Raw genomic sequence first — 15,697 nt, forward strand, 5'->3', positions numbered from 1 at the left:
TCACTTCAACTTCGGGACGGCACAACGTTGATACGGGCAGCGTGTCACTCGTCCCGTATGAAAGCCGCCCTCATCGGCGTGGGTCAAGCCGGTGGCAAGGTCACCGAAGCCCTCCTCGCCGAGGACCGCCGCGCCGGCTACGACGCCGTCCGTGGGACGCTCGCGGTCAACACCGCACGAACCGACCTCGACGGACTCGACATCGACACGATGCTCGTCGGGCAGGAACGGGTGAAAGGCCACGGCGTCGGCGCGGACAACGAACTCGGCGCTGAAGTGATGAACGACGACGTGCGCGAAGTCATGGGAGCTCTCGACGGTGTCGTCGACCCCCACACCGAGGCCATCTTCGTCGTGGCCGGGCTCGGCGGCGGCACTGGCTCCGGCGGCGCTCCCGTCCTCGTGAAGGAACTCCAGCGCGTCTACGAGATGCCCGTGTACGCGCTCGGTATCCTCCCCGGCCGCGACGAGGGCGGCATCTACCAGGCGAACGCCGGCCGCTCCCTGAAAACTCTGGTACGGGAGGCGGACTCCACGCTGCTCGTCGACAACGACGCCTGGCGCTCGACGGGCGAGAGCGTCACAGAGGCCTTCGACGCAATCAACGAACGCATCGCGAAACGCGTCGGCATCCTGCTCGCCGCCGGCGAGAACATCGAGGGCGTCGGCGAGAGCGTCGTCGACTCCAGCGAAGTCATCAACACCCTCCAGTCCGGGGACATGTCCGCCATCGGGTTCGCGTCCGCGGAAGCCGCCGCGGACGCCGGCGAGAACATCAACGTCGTCACCTCCACCACGCGGAAAGCACTCCTCTCGGGGATGAGCGTCCCCGAAACCACCGAGGCGGGCGCGGCGCTCGTCGTCGCCGCCGGCGAGAACGACCGCATCCCCCGGAAGGGCGTCGAGAAAGCCCGCTCGTGGGTCGAAGAGGAGACCCGCAGCATGCAGGTCCGCGGCGGTGACTTCCCCCTCACGTCGGACAGCATCGCGGTCCTCGTCCTGCTCTCCGGGATCGCGCGCAGCCAGCGACTTCAGGACTTCATGGACCGCGCGAAGGAAGCCAGCAAGGAAGTCGAAGCCGAACAGGAACAACAGACCTTCCAGAACGACGAACTGGACGACCTAATCTAACGTACCTTTTACACGTACCTTTTTACTCGTCGGGTGCGCTCGCAGCGCTCGCCCACCACTCCTCGCAAAAAGCTACGATAAAAACGTCCCGCGCTCGTTCGCTGCGCTCACTCGCGCGGGGAACAGCGCGCTCACCGCGTTCGCGCGCTGATGCTCGAAATCCCCGTAGTCAGTCGTCGGCAGTGACGAGGCTGTCGCCGTCGAACTCGCGGTCGTCGTACTGGACGTCCATGAGGTCCAGCAGCGTCGGCGCGATGTCGTAGAGGTTCGTCGTCGACGGCACCTCGACGCCGGGGTCGTCGACGACGAGCGTGGCGTTCTCGAAGGAGTGCATGCCGTTCCGGGGACCGTGGCGGAACACGTCGTCGGGCCCCGAGAAGCCGGCTTTCAGGTCGAAGCCGTGGTTCGGGATGGCGACAAGGTCGGGCGCAATCTCGTCGTGGTCGCCGTCGAACACCGCGTCGCCGTCGACGACGCGGTCGACGACCTGACGGCCGTCCGGGCTCTCCAACGCGAGGAGCTTCTCGCGGAGTTCGTCAAGCACGTCGTCGGCCTCGTCTTCGGAGACGCTCCCGCGGGGCTCGCGGCCCTCGCGATTCAGGTAGAACCGGCCGGGGATGAACGAGTACGCCTGCGTGTCGTCGCTGATGTCTTCGAGGGCCTCCGGGTCGTCGGTGTCGAAGGAGAGATACCCTTCGTCCGCGAGCCAGGAGTTCAGGTGGACCTCGTAGTCCTCGCTCGTGAAGCCGTGGTCCGAGGCGACGACGAGCGTCACGTCGTCCGCAAGCGCGTCCCGAATCTCGCCGATGTAGCGGTCGACTTTCTCGTAGAACTCGAAGAACTCCTCGCGGTACTCGCCGTCCTCCTCGTAGTCCTTGAACAGGAAGTGGTTGACGCGGTCCGTGGACATGAACACGCCGAAGAACAGGTCCCAGTCGTCTGCCTCGACGTAGTTCATGAACGCCTCCTGCCGGGCGTCGATGGTGTCGTGTGCGTTCTCCACGAAGTCGGACTTGTCGTCTTTGTGCCCGAGTTTCGCGTTCGTGTCGATGCGGTAGTCGACGGACTCCAGGAAGCTCCCGACATCGGCCGGATGCGAGGCCTTCTCGATTTCGGGCGAGAGGAACCCGGAGACCATCCGCTGGACGTTCCGCTGGGGCGGGAACGTCACCGGGACGTTCAGGACGGTGGCGTCCCGGCCGGCGTCGGTGACGCGGTCCCAGAGCCGGGTCGCCTGCACGTCCCGTCCCATCGGGACGTACGTCTCGTAGCTCCCGACCTCGCGGTCCTGGAAGCCGTAGACGCCCGTCTCGCCGGGGTTGACGCCCGTGGTGAGCGACGGCCAGCACGCACTCGACTCGGGGGGCACGATGCTCTCGATAGCGCCGCCCGTCCCCGCCTCCATCACGTCGTGGAGATTCGGGAACGTCTCGGGGTGGTCGCGGACGAGGCTGAACGGCACGCCGTCGATGCCGACGAACGCGACCCGGCCAGCGTCGCTCCCGCGAAGTCGGTCGAACAGACCCATACCAGTCCCGTCGCCGTTCCGCCACTAAAGCGTTGGTTTACGTGGTTGTGTGGCGACAGCGCCCGCCAGCCCGCTGGCGCGAGGTCAGGCCTGCTCGAACGCGCCGAACAGCGCCTTCCGCGTGCTCGCGTCGATGAGTTCGTCGAGCGTGGCCTTCCGCTCGGCGCTCACGCGGCTGAACAGCCCGAGCGGGACGCGAGCCGTCGCAGCATCGGCGTCGCCGCCGAGGGCCTCGGTCTGGTCGAACGCGGACGCGAGGACGTCCATCGCGCTCGTCCGCACGTCGTCCGCCCGGCAGGCGGTGACAACGGTGTCCTCGTGGACGCCGAACGCGGCCGCCGAGGAGACCCCGTCGAGCCTGAGGAGCGTGTCCGCGGCCTCTTCGAGGGCGCTGACGGCGGGGACGCTGCCGACGTTCGTGACGGCGAAGCTCGCGCGGCGTTCCCGGTTCGCGATGGCGTGCCCGATGACGTCGAACGTCTCGGAGCTCATGCCGGGCGCGCGCAGCGCGTCGATGGTGCCCTGGTCGGCGAACTCCTGGAGGAAGCTCGCGGCCCGGAAGTCCTCCCGGGAACGCACCCGGCGGAACTCTCGGGTGCCGGCGCGGATGCCGTACTGGAGCGCGGTCGCGACGTCCTGCTCGGGCGTGTGCCCCGTGCGCTCGAAGAACCGCGCGACGATGGTGGAGGTAGCGCCCGCTTCGCTGCCGGCGACGACCAGCGGGTGGTCGACGGCGGCGGGACGGTGGCGGACGACCGCGACGACCGGCGGCCGGTTCGCGAACGACGGGACGGTGCCGCCGCCACCGACCGCGACCGCGCCGTCGTAGTCGTCGAGCGGGTCGTCGGCGACGTCGAGGCTGAGATTGAAGAGGTTACAGAACGCCTTGGCGTCGTCGCTGGTCACGTCGCCCTCGGCGAACACGCGGGCCGACACGCCCCACTCGTTGCAGAGCTCTCGGAGGCCGATGGCGGCCGCGAGCGCGTCGACGCTCGGGTTCTCCGGGACGACGAGCGCGACCGATTCGAGGCCGGCGATGGTGTCCCGGAGCTGTACGAGGTCCTCGCTCTCGTCGGGTGCACGGCGCTTCGCGAGCACGGAGCGGAGCGCGTAAGCTCCGACGCCGCCGGCGACGACTGCGGAGCCGGCGAGGACGGCGAGAAACGGGGTCGAGACCGGGCCCACCTCGGGGAGCATTTGGCCGAGAGTGACCGCGAACCGTTAAGTAGCTTGTCCCGAGTCAGTCGCGTCGGTCGCGCTGTGACTGCTCGTCCTCGGGCTGGAAGTTCGACGGGACGACCGTCGGGTGGCTGACGCCGACAGGGGGGCGGTCGGAGCTCATACACGACACAGTAGCGCCCCCGGCAAGAAGTAATTACCCATGCGCATAACACATGGGTTCGCGTCGACCCATACGTTCGAGTTATCCGACGGAGAGAATCCGCGGTACGGCGGCGTTACGCGAAGTTCTCGTCGTAGAGGTCCTGGGCGTGCTCGATGGCGTCCTTCGCCGTCTCGGCGTCCTCCCAGCCCAGCACTTCCGTCTCCTTGCCCTCCTCGAGGTTCTTGTACGTCTCGAAGAACTCCGAGATTTCGGCCTTCTGCTGGTCGCTGAGGTCGTCGACGTCCTCCACGTCGTCGTAGCGCGGGTCCTCGTCCGGCACCGCGATGACCTTGTCGTCTTTCTCGCCGTCGTCGTCCATCTCCATCAGCGCGACGGGGCGCGCCTCGACGACGCAGCCGGGGAACGTCTGGTCCTCGACGAGGACGAGCACGTCGAACGGGTCGCCGTCGTCGTAGTACGACTGCGGGATGAACCCGTAGTCCGACGGGTAGTGAACGTTCGAGTGCAGCACGCGGTCCAGCACCACGCCGGGCACGTCCTTGTCGTACTCGTACTTGTTCCGCTCGCCCTTGAGACACTCCACGACGGCGTAGATGACGTCGGGCGCGTCCGGACCGGTCTCGAGGTCTTCCCAGAGGTTCGTCATGCTGTTGAAGCTCCGACGCCTGCCGAAAAAGGGTTTTCGTATCGGGTCTACGGCCCGATGAGCCCACTCTGTTGAGAATGCTTAAATGTCCAGGGCCACTTCCGTCGGCTATGTCAGAGGCACAACCCGAAAGCCGGACTGACGTCCGGGACCTGACAGCGTTCCAGAAGAACATCCTGAACGTACTCGGTGAAGAAGCGCGCTACGGCCTCGCCATCAAGCGCGAGCTCGAGGACTACTACGGCCAGGAAGTCAACCACGGTCGACTCTACCCGAACCTCGACGACCTCGTCAACAAGGGTCTCGTCGAGAAGTCGGAGCTTGACAAGCGCACCAACGAGTACGCGCTCACCGACGACGGCTTCGACGCCGTCCTCGACGACCTGGAGTGGACGCTCTCGAAGTTCGTCACTGACGACGAACGCCGCGAGCGCGTCGAAGCGATCGTCGCCGACGAATAAGGACTGGGCATCCCCCTTCTCTGGACCTCGCGCCGAACAGCGACAGCGCTGGCTCTCGAAGCTGTGTCGAGGCCGAGAAGCAGCGCCAGTGAACGGCCGCCAGCGTCAGGTGTCGCCGTCTTCGGCAACGGCCGCGACCGCGTCCAGTGAGTCGTCGAGGAGCGCGCGCTGCTCGTCGCTCGGCCACGCGTTCCGCGGGAAGAACTCTTCGCGGAACTCCGCGCGCTCCGCGTCGGTAGCGGTGTCCATCGGCCGCGCGTAGTGGTTGTTCATGAACGCCGCGAACGCCGCTGCGTTCTCCGCGTGGACGTCGTCGTACTCGTCGGCGACCCGCTCGACTAGCTCGGCGTTGCGCTCGGCGGCGTCCGCGTAGTCGCCCTGCTCGCCGCCGCCCGCCAGCGACACCTCCTCCGCGCGGTCCGGGTCCTCGATGTCCGTCGGGTGGACGGTGCCGTCGTCGTCCGCCCAGTCCGCGGGGTAGCAGACGAGCGTCGCGTCGGCGTCCCGCACCCGCGCCACGCGGTCGTGTTCGGCGAGCAGTTCGTCCAGTCGGTCGCGGTAGGCGTCGGCTGCGGCGTCCTCGCTGGCGTCCCGTGCGAGCCGCGCGAGCCGTCGCGCCTCCGAGACAACCTCGTCTGGGAGTTCAGGCATCGTCGAGGGCCTCGTTCGCGAGTTCGTCGGCGCGGTCGTTTACCTCCCGCGGTACGTGTGTCAGCGACCAGTCGTCGAAGCGCTCCAGCAGCTCCCGGACCCGCACGCGCTTCTCGCGGAGTTCGGGGTCGTTAGTGTCCCACGCTCCCTTGACCTGCTTCTCGACGAGTTGGGAGTCGCCCCTAATTTCGATGTCGTCGAAGCCGAAGTCGGCGGCGGCCTCCAGGACCGCGAGCAGCGCCTCGTACTCGGCCTGATTGTTGGTGGCGCGGCCGATGGTCTCGCCGTTCTCGGCGACGATGCCGTCGCCGGAGACGAGCACCCAGCCGACCGACGCCGGCCCGGGGTTGCCGCGGCTCGCGCCGTCGAAGTAGGCGTGGACGCGGCCGCCGCGGTCGGGCTCGACCACGGCCGTGATGTCCGTCGGGGACGCGCCCTGCACGACGAGTTTGTCCTCGTAGGCGACCGCGTGGGCGTCCCCGAGGTCGGCGTGCCACAGTTCGTACTCGGAGTTCCCGTCGCTGAACGAAGCGCCCGCCTGAGCGAGGGCCTCGCGCGCGTCGGCGACGTCGCACTCGACGACTGGCATTGAAGTCAGGTCACCTCGCGTCCCGTTTATGGGTTACTGTTCGACACGCAGGCGTGTCGGGCGGTATCGCCGCTCCGTCTGTCGAATTCGGCCCGAACGACGCCGGTATTGTGTCGTTTGATGTAGGTGTTAACACCGGCAACGGGTTTAACCGTGTGGACGACACTAATATAAAAATGCGATGACACGGTCCACTCGCCAGCGGGAGCGAGAAACGGCGGCAGAGCAGGAGGAGGACTCCGAGGAGGGAGTACGGGAGTGCCCTGAGTGCAACTCGGACAACCTCGTGAAGAGTTCGGACCGCGCGGAACTGGTCTGTAACGACTGCGGCCTCGTCGTCGAGGAGGAGCAGATAGACCCCGGTCCGGAGTGGCGCGCCTTCAACCACCAGGAGCGACAGGAGAAGTCCCGCGTCGGTGCACCGACGACGCAGACGATGCACGACAAGGGACTAACGACCACCATCGACTGGAAGGACAAGGACGCCTACGGCCGCTCGATCTCGTCGAAGAAACGCTCACAGATGCACCGGCTCCGAAAATGGCAGGAGCGAATCCGCACGAAGGACGCCGGCGAACGCAATCTCCAGTTCGCGCTGTCCGAAATCGACCGGATGGCGTCGGCGCTGGGCGTACCGCGGTCGGTGCGCGAGGTCGCGTCGGTCATCTACCGACGCGCGCTCAAGGAGGACCTCATCCGCGGCCGCTCCATCGAGGGCGTCGCGACGAGCGCCCTCTACGCGGCCTGCCGGAAGGAAGGCATCCCCCGAAGTCTGGAGGAGATTTCGGAGGTATCACGGGTCGAACGCAAGGAGATCGGCCGCACGTATCGGTATATCTCCCAGGAACTCGGCCTCGAGATGAAGCCCGTCGACCCGAAGAAGTACGTCCCCCGGTTCTGCTCGGAGCTCGAACTCTCCGAGGAAGTGCAGTCCAAGGCGAACGAAATCATCGAGACCACCGCCGAAGAGGGGCTGCTCTCCGGGAAGTCCCCGACCGGCTACGCGGCCGCCGCCATCTACGCCGCGAGCCTGCTCTGCAACGAGAAAAAGACCCAACGCGAGGTCGCAGATGTCGCGCAGGTGACTGAAGTCACCATCCGGAACCGCTATCAAGAGCAGATCGAAGCGATGGGCATCCACGGATAGGACCGCCCAACCCCACTGCTCTGCCGTCGAAGAGTGCCGACAGACGTGGTACCGCGCGCTCGTCGCTGCCGCGATTCTCTGGTGAGGGACCGACTCCGGGGAGCCTCGGCCTCGGACAGCGGGCCAGCGCGCTGACTCGCCGCATCGAAGGGGTTTTGCGGACGCCTGCGAAATCGCCCAGGTATGACTGCGCCGTGGGCGGACTGGGACCACGTCCTCAAGGTCGACCCCGACAAGTCCCTCGTGGACGGCGAGACGTTCGACGACGTCGCGCAGACGGGCACGGACGCCATCGAAATCGGGGGGACACTGGACGTGACGACGGAGAAGATGCAGCGGGTCATCGACGCGTGCCGGAAACACGACGTGCCGCTCTACCAGGAGCCGTCGAATCCGGCCGTCGTCGTCGACGACGACGCGCTGGACGGCTACCTCGTGCCGGTCGTGTTGAACGCCGGCGACCCGTTCTGGATTACGGGCGCGCACAAGGAGTGGGTGCGCATCGCGGACCTCGACTGGGCGCGGACGACGACCGAGGCGTACATCGTCATGAATCCGGAGGCGAGCGTCGCGGAGTACACGGACGCCGACTGCGGCCTCGACGCGGACGAGGTCGGCGCGTACGCCACGGTCGCCGAGCGCCTGCTCGGGCAGGACATCGTCTACGTGGAGTACTCGGGGACGCTCGGCGACCCGGAAGTCGTGGCGGCGGCCGCCGACGGGGTCGACGACGCGGCGCTGTTCTACGGCGGCGGCGTCGGCGACTACGACGCGGCCTACCAGATGGGGCAACACGCCGACACCGTCGTCGTCGGCGACCTGCTGCACGACGAGGGCGTGGACGCCGTTCGGGAGACCGTCGAGGGCGTCCAGGACGCGCACGCCGAGTAGGTCAGTCCTCGGCGATGGTCGGGTCGAGGTAGCCGTAGCAGACGTCCTGCAGGAAGTTCCCGCCGATGCCGACCAGTACCAGCACCATCGTCGTCCCGACGACCAGTGGCGTGTCCTGATTCTCGATGGCGTAGAGGCTGATCATGCCGATGCCGGGGATGTTGAAGACGGCTTCGAGGATGTAGACGTTCAGCATCAGGACGCCGAGCACCTCGACGAACGACAGCGTGAGGATGGGGATGGCGGCGTTCCGGAGGACGTGGCGGGCGACCCGGAGCCGGCTCGACCCCTTCGCCTGGAGGAGTTTCACGAACGGCGCTCGCGCGTACTCCAGAGACTCCGCCCGCGAGTGCTGGAGGAGGCCGGCGACCAGCCCCAGCGACAGCACGAACGCGGGAATCGCGTACCGGAGCGGAAACGCGAGCGACCACACTTCGTTGACGCGTGGGGTGGCGCTCACGGCGGCGCGGGTCGGCTGGAGCCACGGCATCAGCGACGGGAACTCGGTGCTGAGGAAGTGGACGACCCAGAAGGACGGGACACCCATCGCGAGGTAGGCGGCGAGCCGCGGGACGCCGTCGAAGACGGAGTTCCGGCGGAACGCCCCCAGAACGCCGAGTAGCGACCCGACGAGGAACGCGGCGAACATGCCGGGGACGACGTACGCGAGCGTGTACGGCAGCCTGTCGGCCACGACGTCCGTCACGGGCTCGTTCATGGCGTGGGAGTCGCCCCAGTCGAGGACGACGAACCCGGTGACGAAGTCGACGTAGCGTTCGAGGTGGTCGCTGCCGCCGCGGGCGGCCCAGAACTCCTCGCGGAGTTCCTGAATCTCGGCCGGGCTGGCACCGGCGCGCTGTGCGGCGGCGACCTGGCCGCCGAGGTTGTTCTGCTGGACGAGTGCCGACGCGACGAACGTCAGCGAGACGACGAGGTAGGCGGCGAGCACCGCGAGCGCAGCGCGCCGCGCGACGAACGACGCGTAGCTCACGGTGACTCACCGCCCGCGGAGGGCTGGCGGAGGGCCATCGGACTGGCGTGACATGTGTCAACACAAAGTATAAGCATTTCGTGTCTTACAGCCAATCCGATGCCCTCCAGCAGACTCGACGGTGCCGCCTTCACCAGTGTCGACTGGGCGGCCCAAGACGACCGGCGGCGGGTCCGGCTCCGGACCGTCGGTTTCCTCGTCGGAGTGCTCGCGCTCGCGGCGACGTTCGCGTTCGACTACTGGCTCCGCAGCGGCGCGCTGTGGGGGACGTACTACCCCCAGCGCATCGACTGGCTGTTCGGGTTCGGGCTGCTCGTGTTCGCGCGGTTCGTGGTCGTTCCGGTCGCCGTCGACCGCGAGAGCGCCCGCCGGTACTGGCGGCGCGTCCGCGGCGACCCGCTGGCGGTGCTGGCCGTCGCGTACCTCGGCGTGGTGGTCGTAGTGGCGCTGCTCGCACCCGAGTTCCGCGGCATCGGCCGGACCGACCTCACCCGGCAGCTCCAGCCGCCCTGGCTGTTCAGCGTGCCCGCGGACGCCATCGAGCGGTGCGTCGGGTCGACGGCCGGCGGTCGGTGCCACGGCACGCTCGCCCACCCGTTCGGGACGAGCGGGCTGGGCATCGACGTGCTCTCGTGGGTGGTCCACGGGCTGCGCGAGATTCTGATGGTGGCGCTGTCCGCGGCCGCGCTGATGGGCGTCATCGCCACCGCTGTCGGCGCGACCGCGGGCTACTACGGCGGCCGGGTCGACGACGTGCTGATGCGGTACGTCGACGTCCAGCAGACCGTCCCGACCGTCGTCATCTACGTGTTCGTCGCGACGCTCGTCCTCCGGGACAAGGGCCTAGTGGTGCTGGCGCTGTTCTTCGGGCTCCTGGACTGGGGCGGCATCGCGCGCCTCGTCCGGAGCAACGTTCTCAAGCAGCGCAGCGAGGGTTACGTCCGGGCGGCGCGGAGCGCGGGCGCGAGCGACCTCCACGTGCTCCGGACGCACCTCGTGCCGAACGCATCGCCCGCCATCGCGACGAGCCTCTCGCGGCGCGTGCCGATGGTCGTGTTGACGCAGGTCGGGCTCTCCTTCCTGGTGTTGAGCGAGTCGAACATGCGCTCCATCGGTGAGCTGCTGCGGCGCGGGCTGGCAGCCCGCTACGTCAGCGGCGGCTGGCTGGCGAAGTGGTGGGTGACGGTGTCGGCAGTGGTCGTCGTCGCGCTCACTGTCGCCGCGCTGAACGTCGCCGGGGACGCCGCCAGAGACGCGCTCGACCCGCGGGACGGGGGTGCGTAGATGCGGGACCCACTGCTCTCCGTCGACGACCTCCACACGCAGTTCGACACCGAGGAGGGGACCGTGAAGGCCGTCGACGGCGTGAGCTTCGACGTCCGCGAAGGCGAGACCGTCTGTCTCGTGGGTGAGTCCGGCTCCGGGAAGACCGTCGCCTGCGAGTCCATCACGAGGCTCGTCCCGCAGCCGCCGGGCAGAATCACGGGCGGCGAGGTGCGCTTCGACGGCGAGGACCTCACCGAACTCTCCGGGAAGGCCCTCCGCGAGTACCGGGGCGGCCGCATCGGTCACGTCTTCCAGAACCCACAGGAGGCGCTGGACCCCGTCTACACGGTCGGCGACCAGCTAAACGAGGCCATCCGGCTGCACCGGGACGTCCCGAAGTCTGCGGCCCGCGAGCGCGCCGTGGAGTTGCTGGACCGCGTCGGCATCGGGGACGTCTCCGAGCGCATCGACGACTACCCCCACCAGTTCTCGGGCGGGATGAAACAGCGCGTCGTCATCGCGATGGCGCTGGCCTGCGACCCGGACCTGCTCATCGCGGACGAGCCGACGACGGCGCTCGACGTCACCATCCAGGCGCAGGTACTGCGGCTGCTGGACGACCTCCAGAACGAGCACGGGATGGCGATGCTGTTCGTCACCCACGACCTCGGCGTCGTCGCGGAGATCGCGGACCGCGTCGTGGTGATGTACGCGGGGAAGGTGATGGAGACCGGCAGCGTCTACGAGATATTCGAGGACCCCTCGCACCCGTACACGCGGGCGCTGCTGGAGTGTCTGCCCGGGCGGGGACGCGCCCTCGACACGATTGGCGGGTCCCTCCCGGAACCGACGGACCCGCCCGACGGCTGCCGGTTCCACCCGCGGTGTCCGCACGCCGTCCCGGAGTGTGAGACCGGGAGCCAGCCCGCCTTCCGGGACGTCGGCGGCAGCCACGACGTGTCCTGCCTGCTGCACGACGACCGCCACGACCTGCCGCGCGCCATGGAGGCCGACGATGACTGACCACGCACACGACGACAGCGAGCACGGAGCCGACAGCGGCGAGAGCGACGCAATCCTCTCGGTCCGGAACCTGGAGAAACACTACCCCGTGCGGTCGGGGCTGCTGCGGCGGGTGACGGGCCACGTGAAGGCCGTCGACGGCGTGAGCTTCGACGTCCGCGAGGGCGAGACGGTCGGACTGGTCGGTGAGTCCGGCTGCGGGAAGTCCACGACGGCGACGAGCCTCCTGCGGCTGGAGGAGCCGACGGGCGGCGAAGTGTACTTCGACGGCGAGGACATCACCGAGTACGACGGCAGCGCGGAGCAGGCGTTCCGCCGGCGCGCCCAGATGGTGTTCCAGGACCCGAACTCGGCGTTCGACCCCCGGATGACCGTCGGCGAGTCCGTCGCCGAACCCCTCGGCATCCACGGCCTCCGGGACCAGCAGCGCCAGCAGCGAATCGTCGAAGACATCCTCGAACGCGTCGGCCTCGCGGCGAGCGACGCCGACCGCTACCCCCACGAGTTCTCCGGCGGCCAGAAACAGCGCATCGCGCTCGCCCGGGCGCTCGTCCTCAACCCCGACCTGCTGGTCGCCGACGAGCCCGTGAGCGCGCTCGACGTGAGCGTGCAGGCCGAGATTCTCTCGCTGCTGGACGACCTCCAGCGGGAGCTCGGGCTGTCGATGCTGCTCATCAGCCACGACCTCGGCGTCGTCCGGCAGGTGTGTGACCGCGTCGGCGTGATGTACCTCGGCGAACTCGTGGAGATGGCACCCACCGAGGAGCTGTTCGCGAACCCCCAGCACCCCTACACGGAGGCGCTGCTGGCGTCCATCCCGAACCCGAACCCCCGGCAGCGCGGCGGCGCGGTCGAACTCACGGGCGACGTGCCCGACCCGTCGAGTCCGCCGAGCGGCTGCTCGTTCCACCCGCGCTGCCCCCGGGTCGTCCCGCCCGAGGGCTACGACTTCCCGCAGGACTCGTTCCGCGAGGTGCTGGACTTCCGGCTGGCCGTCGAGACGGGCGACGTCGACGACGACCTCGCCACGGCCGCCGAGGTCCGCGATGACTACGACCTCCCACCGGAGCTTCCGGACGGCGACGCCGACGCGGTCCTCTCGGCCGTAATCGAGGACGTGCTCGCGGGCGACACCGCGGCGGCGGCCGAGCGGCTGGGTGACGCCTTCGGCACCGTCTGCGAGCGCGACGCGCCGCCACTGAGTGAGACGGATGCCGGCCACCCGGCGGCCTGCCACCTCCACGGCGTCGCCAGCGAGTACGCGCCGCCCGAACTCGCCGGCGACGACTGAGTCGCGACGCCCTTCAGCGGGGCGCAGCCGCCGGCACTACGCTTTTTCTCCGGACCGCCGAATCACCCGGTATGCCCGACTTCGACCTGCTCGTGCTGGGCGGCGGCACCGGGAACCTCGTCGCGTCGGCGGCCGTCGACAAGGGCCTGGAGGTCGCGCTCGTGGAGCGCGGCCGGCTCGGCGGGACGTGCCTGAACCGCGGCTGCAACCCCTCGAAGCGGCTGCTGCACGTCGCCGACGTGGTCGAGACGGTGCGGAACGCGGGCGCGGACGCCGAGCGCGTCGCCGGGACCATCCACGTCCACCCCGCGCTCTCGGAGGTCGTGCAGGGCGCGTTCCGGGACGTCTGCAGCGTCGCGCCGACCGGGCTGTGACGAGGTGGTTGTCAGGTTGTTCCCGGCCTCTAGCGGGTTTTCAGGGCTCGACGCCGACCGGGCCGGTATGGAGCTCGACGACGCGGTCATCGAGGAGGCGGGTAGCCGGGGCGGCCAGCTGCTCGTCGGGAAGCTCGTGAAGCTCGCGGAGAAACACCACGACACGGCCCCGGGCGTGCCGCAGTCCCTCGTCGAGGACTACCTCGACGCGCTCGCCGAGGACTCCGTGGACGGCGAGCAGTTGCGCGAGCAGCTCCGCGCCCACCTCGCAGACGACCGGGAGGCACCGAACAAGGGGGCCGTCTACGAGGTCGGAGACGGACGGGTGAGCGGCTACCCGGCGGCCTGGCACGAGCGCCTCGACCCCGACGACTCGCTGGCCGCGTACGTGGCGGTGATGACGGAGACGGCGGACCTGCCGAAGAGCGCGGCCTCCTCGGGCGTATCGAAGGACGACCTGCTGGAGGCCGCAGCCGTGTTGAGCGACCGGTCCCGCGAGGACGCGCGGGCGGAACTCCGCGACCTCCGGGGGGACGGCGTGCTGGTGGCGGACGCCGACCAGCACCCGCGAGCCGGCGTCACGCTCGCCGAGGACACGGAGTTCGAGAAGGAGCAGTGGGACAAGCCGGACTTCGGGGAGCGGTCGACCGAATAGTACAACCCTCAAGTCGCCGCGCTCCAGAGGTGGAGACGATGAGTGACGGCGACGGGGCAGCGGCGTTCGTGCCGGGACACGTCACGGGATTCTTCAGCGTCCACCGGGCGGACGACCCGCTGCGGGCGGGGTCGCGGGGCGCTGGCGTGACGCTCGCCGACGGCGTGACGACCGAGGTGGTACCGAGCGACGAGACGACGGTCCGGCTGAACGGCCGCGAGGTCGACGTGGAGAGCGTCACACGCGTGCTGGACGCACTCGACGCGACGGCGGCGGTGTCGGCTGAGACCGACCTCCCCATCGGGTCGGGGTTCGGCGTGTCGGGCGCGATGGCGCTCGGGGCCGCGCTCGCCGCGAACGACGTGTTCGGCCGGGAGCGCTCGGAGAACGACCTCGTGGGCGTCGCGCACGCGGCGGAGGTCGAGGCCGGCACCGGCCTCGGCGACGTGGTGGCGCAGGCCCGGGGCGGCGTCCCCATCCGGGTCGAACCCGGCGCACCGGGGGTCGGGGCGCTCGACGGCGTGCCGGCGGCGGGCCGCATCGAGTACGTTTCCTTCGGCGAGCTCTCCACGAGCGAGGTCATCGGCGGCGGCACCGAGGCCCTCGACGACGCCGGCGAACGCGCACTCGGTTCGCTCCGGGAGACGCCGACGCTCCCGGGGCTGCTGGCGGCGTCCCGTCGGTTCGCCGAGGCTGCCGACCTGCTGGACGGCGAGGTGGCCGAGGCCGTCGACGCCGTCGCGGCCGCCGGCGGGGAGGCGGCGATGGCGATGCTCGGCCGGTCGGTGTTCGCGCTCGGCACGGGGCTCTCGGACGCCGGCTACGACGCCGAGGTCACCGCGATTCACGCTGCGGGCGCGCGACTCCGGTAGCGGGCGTACCGAGAGCGGGCGATTTTTGCTGGACGGCCGCCACCCCCGAGTATGACCGAGATTCCCGAGGACCACCCCCGCCACGACTCGCTGGTGACACGCCACCGCATCGAGGACGGCGTGGACCGGGGCATCACGAGCCGACAGGGCCTCGTCGCCCAGGGCCGCGGGGAGGCCTACGACTACCTGCTGGGCGAGCAGACGCTCCCGAGCGCGGACGGGGCCGAGCGCGTCGCGGCCGCCCACCTCCTGCTCGCCGAGCACGCCGTGCTCTCCGTGAACGGCAACGTCGCCGCGCTCGTCCCCGACGAAATCGTCGAGTTGGCGGAGGCGACGGGCGCGGACCTGGAAGTGAATCTGTTCAACCGCACCGAGGAGCGCGTCGAGCGCATCGCCGACTACCTCCGCGAGCACGGCGCAGACGAGGTGAAGGGCACGAAGGCGGACGCCCGGATTCCGGGGCTGGACCACGAGCGCGCGAAAGTCGACAGCGACGGCATCCACGACGCCGACGTGGTGCTGGTGCCGCTGGAGGACGGCGACCGCGCCGAGGCGCTCGCGGAGATGGGGAAGACCGAACTCGTAATCGACCTGAATCCGCTCTCGCGGTCGCCCCAGACGGCGTCGGTGCCGATTGTCGACAACGTCGTGCGCGCCGTGCCGAACATCACCGCCCACGCCAGCGACCTGCGGGACGCGAGCCGCGAGGAACTCGAAGCCATCGTCGAGGACTTCGACCGCGAAGCGGCGCTGGCGGCGGCCGAAGAGCGCATCCGGACGGGCGCTGCGGACGGAGAGTGACGCGCTAGCCGGGCGTTCAGCACGGTAATCGCAAC

16 protein-coding genes and 1 pseudogene are annotated in these 15,697 nt (G+C 69.1%); 11 read left to right on the forward strand and 6 right to left on the reverse strand.

Annotated features, from left to right (window positions below):
• Positions 1-57 precede the first annotated feature (57 nt).
• Positions 58-1,131, forward strand: a complete 1,074-nt coding sequence (locus BMW35_RS06245; protein WP_089668518.1) for a tubulin/FtsZ family protein — start codon at positions 58-60, stop codon at positions 1,129-1,131.
• Between the two features lie 169 nt (positions 1,132-1,300).
• Here the strand turns inward: BMW35_RS06245 and BMW35_RS06250 are convergent, their stop codons facing one another.
• The 3 genes from BMW35_RS06250 to BMW35_RS06260 all read right to left on the reverse strand — a co-directional run bounded on the left by BMW35_RS06250 (position 1,301) and on the right by BMW35_RS06260 (position 4,650).
• A complete protein-coding gene (locus BMW35_RS06250) occupies positions 1,301-2,659 on the reverse strand; it encodes an alkaline phosphatase family protein (RefSeq protein ID WP_089668519.1) in 1,359 nt (452 codons plus the stop codon).
• 84 nt (positions 2,660-2,743) lie between these two features.
• Positions 2,744-3,856 (reverse strand): DHH family phosphoesterase, encoded by a 1,113-nt coding sequence (locus BMW35_RS06255; RefSeq protein WP_089668520.1) that lies wholly within the window; start codon positions 3,854-3,856, stop codon positions 2,744-2,746.
• A gap of 260 nt (positions 3,857-4,116) precedes the next feature.
• Positions 4,117-4,650, reverse strand: coding sequence for an inorganic diphosphatase (locus BMW35_RS06260; protein ID WP_089668521.1), 534 nt, complete (start codon positions 4,648-4,650; stop codon positions 4,117-4,119).
• A gap of 110 nt (positions 4,651-4,760) precedes the next feature.
• Here BMW35_RS06260 and BMW35_RS06265 point away from each other — a divergent pair, with 110 nt between their 5' ends.
• Complete coding sequence (locus BMW35_RS06265; protein WP_089668522.1) at positions 4,761-5,111, forward strand: PadR family transcriptional regulator; 351 nt, start codon at positions 4,761-4,763, stop codon at positions 5,109-5,111.
• A 105-nt stretch (positions 5,112-5,216) separates the two neighbouring features.
• Here BMW35_RS06265 and BMW35_RS06270 read toward each other — a convergent pair whose 3' ends face one another.
• Both BMW35_RS06270 and rnhA read right to left on the reverse strand, forming a co-directional pair.
• Positions 5,217-5,762 carry a DUF7108 family protein gene (locus BMW35_RS06270; protein ID WP_089668523.1) on the reverse strand — a complete coding sequence of 182 codons (546 nt, stop codon included), beginning with the start codon at positions 5,760-5,762 and terminating at the stop codon, positions 5,217-5,219.
• On the reverse strand, positions 5,755-6,351 hold the full coding sequence (gene rnhA / locus BMW35_RS06275; protein ID WP_089668524.1) for a ribonuclease HI: 597 nt from the start codon (positions 6,349-6,351) through the stop codon (positions 5,755-5,757). Before rnhA ends, BMW35_RS06270 begins: the two co-directional genes overlap by 8 nt.
• 181 nt (positions 6,352-6,532) lie before the next feature.
• Between rnhA and BMW35_RS06280 the strand changes: the two genes are divergently transcribed.
• Together BMW35_RS06280 and BMW35_RS06285 are read left to right on the forward strand one after the other, a co-directional pair.
• The gene (locus tag BMW35_RS06280; RefSeq protein ID WP_089668525.1) at positions 6,533-7,498 is read left to right on the forward strand and encodes a transcription initiation factor IIB; all 966 of its coding nucleotides are present in this window, start codon (positions 6,533-6,535) and stop codon (positions 7,496-7,498) included.
• Between the two features lie 183 nt (positions 7,499-7,681).
• Positions 7,682-8,389, forward strand: a complete 708-nt coding sequence (locus BMW35_RS06285) for a phosphoglycerol geranylgeranyltransferase (RefSeq protein ID WP_089668526.1) — start codon at positions 7,682-7,684, stop codon at positions 8,387-8,389.
• Position 8,390: 1 nt separating this feature from the next.
• On the opposite strand, the gene BMW35_RS06290 is transcribed toward BMW35_RS06285, so the two are convergent.
• A complete protein-coding gene (locus BMW35_RS06290; protein ID WP_089668527.1) occupies positions 8,391-9,380 on the reverse strand; it encodes an ABC transporter permease in 990 nt (329 codons plus the stop codon).
• A gap of 99 nt (positions 9,381-9,479) precedes the next feature.
• Here BMW35_RS06290 and BMW35_RS06295 point away from each other — a divergent pair, with 99 nt between their 5' ends.
• From BMW35_RS06295 to BMW35_RS06325, 7 genes and pseudogenes are all read left to right on the forward strand, one after another.
• Positions 9,480-10,664, forward strand: a complete 1,185-nt coding sequence (locus tag BMW35_RS06295) for an ABC transporter permease (protein WP_089668528.1) — start codon at positions 9,480-9,482, stop codon at positions 10,662-10,664.
• A complete protein-coding gene (locus tag BMW35_RS06300; protein ID WP_089668529.1) occupies positions 10,665-11,669 on the forward strand; it encodes an ABC transporter ATP-binding protein in 1,005 nt (334 codons plus the stop codon).
• Positions 11,662-12,960 (forward strand): ABC transporter ATP-binding protein, encoded by a 1,299-nt coding sequence (locus BMW35_RS06305; protein ID WP_089668530.1) that lies wholly within the window; start codon positions 11,662-11,664, stop codon positions 12,958-12,960. Before BMW35_RS06300 ends, BMW35_RS06305 begins: the two co-directional genes overlap by 8 nt.
• Before the next feature lie 71 nt (positions 12,961-13,031).
• Positions 13,032-13,235 (forward strand): annotated as a pseudogene (locus BMW35_RS15865) (FAD-dependent oxidoreductase); the annotation flags it as partial.
• A gap of 166 nt (positions 13,236-13,401) precedes the next feature.
• Positions 13,402-13,989 carry a hypothetical protein gene (locus BMW35_RS06315; protein WP_089668531.1) on the forward strand — a complete coding sequence of 196 codons (588 nt, stop codon included), beginning with the start codon at positions 13,402-13,404 and terminating at the stop codon, positions 13,987-13,989.
• Positions 13,990-14,027: 38 nt separating this feature from the next.
• Complete coding sequence (locus BMW35_RS06320; protein ID WP_089670365.1) at positions 14,028-14,861, forward strand: pantoate kinase; 834 nt, start codon at positions 14,028-14,030, stop codon at positions 14,859-14,861.
• Positions 14,862-14,912: 51 nt separating this feature from the next.
• Positions 14,913-15,662 carry a 4-phosphopantoate--beta-alanine ligase gene (locus tag BMW35_RS06325; RefSeq protein WP_089668532.1) on the forward strand — a complete coding sequence of 250 codons (750 nt, stop codon included), beginning with the start codon at positions 14,913-14,915 and terminating at the stop codon, positions 15,660-15,662.
• Positions 15,663-15,697: the final 35 nt, after the last annotated feature.

Origin of the sequence: Halobacterium jilantaiense (genome assembly GCF_900110535.1) — an archaeon.
GTDB classification, from domain to species: domain Archaea; phylum Halobacteriota; class Halobacteria; order Halobacteriales; family Halobacteriaceae; genus Halobacterium; species Halobacterium jilantaiense.

What these genes read in the sequence shown, in the direction of transcription:
- BMW35_RS06315 (WP_089668531.1), top strand. Translation starts at nt 13,402, where the DNA reads ATGGAGCTCGACGACGCGGTCATCGAGGAGGCGGGTAGCCGGGGCGGC.
- BMW35_RS06255 (WP_089668520.1), bottom strand. Translation starts at nt 3,856, where the DNA reads ATGCTCCCCGAGGTGGGCCCGGTCTCGACCCCGTTTCTCGCCGTCCTC.
- BMW35_RS06280 (WP_089668525.1), top strand. Translation starts at nt 6,533, where the DNA reads ATGACACGGTCCACTCGCCAGCGGGAGCGAGAAACGGCGGCAGAGCAG.
- BMW35_RS06300 (WP_089668529.1), top strand. Translation starts at nt 10,665, where the DNA reads ATGCGGGACCCACTGCTCTCCGTCGACGACCTCCACACGCAGTTCGAC.
- BMW35_RS06285 (WP_089668526.1), top strand. Translation starts at nt 7,682, where the DNA reads ATGACTGCGCCGTGGGCGGACTGGGACCACGTCCTCAAGGTCGACCCC.
- BMW35_RS06260 (WP_089668521.1), bottom strand. Translation starts at nt 4,650, where the DNA reads ATGACGAACCTCTGGGAAGACCTCGAGACCGGTCCGGACGCGCCCGAC.
- BMW35_RS06320 (WP_089670365.1), top strand. Translation starts at nt 14,028, where the DNA reads ATGAGTGACGGCGACGGGGCAGCGGCGTTCGTGCCGGGACACGTCACG.
- BMW35_RS06250 (WP_089668519.1), bottom strand. Translation starts at nt 2,659, where the DNA reads ATGGGTCTGTTCGACCGACTTCGCGGGAGCGACGCTGGCCGGGTCGCG.
- BMW35_RS06295 (WP_089668528.1), top strand. Translation starts at nt 9,480, where the DNA reads ATGCCCTCCAGCAGACTCGACGGTGCCGCCTTCACCAGTGTCGACTGG.
- BMW35_RS06305 (WP_089668530.1), top strand. Translation starts at nt 11,662, where the DNA reads ATGACTGACCACGCACACGACGACAGCGAGCACGGAGCCGACAGCGGC.
- BMW35_RS06245 (WP_089668518.1), top strand. Translation starts at nt 58, where the DNA reads ATGAAAGCCGCCCTCATCGGCGTGGGTCAAGCCGGTGGCAAGGTCACC.
- BMW35_RS06265 (WP_089668522.1), top strand. Translation starts at nt 4,761, where the DNA reads ATGTCAGAGGCACAACCCGAAAGCCGGACTGACGTCCGGGACCTGACA.
- BMW35_RS06325 (WP_089668532.1), top strand. Translation starts at nt 14,913, where the DNA reads ATGACCGAGATTCCCGAGGACCACCCCCGCCACGACTCGCTGGTGACA.
- rnhA (WP_089668524.1), bottom strand. Translation starts at nt 6,351, where the DNA reads ATGCCAGTCGTCGAGTGCGACGTCGCCGACGCGCGCGAGGCCCTCGCT.
- BMW35_RS06270 (WP_089668523.1), bottom strand. Translation starts at nt 5,762, where the DNA reads ATGCCTGAACTCCCAGACGAGGTTGTCTCGGAGGCGCGACGGCTCGCG.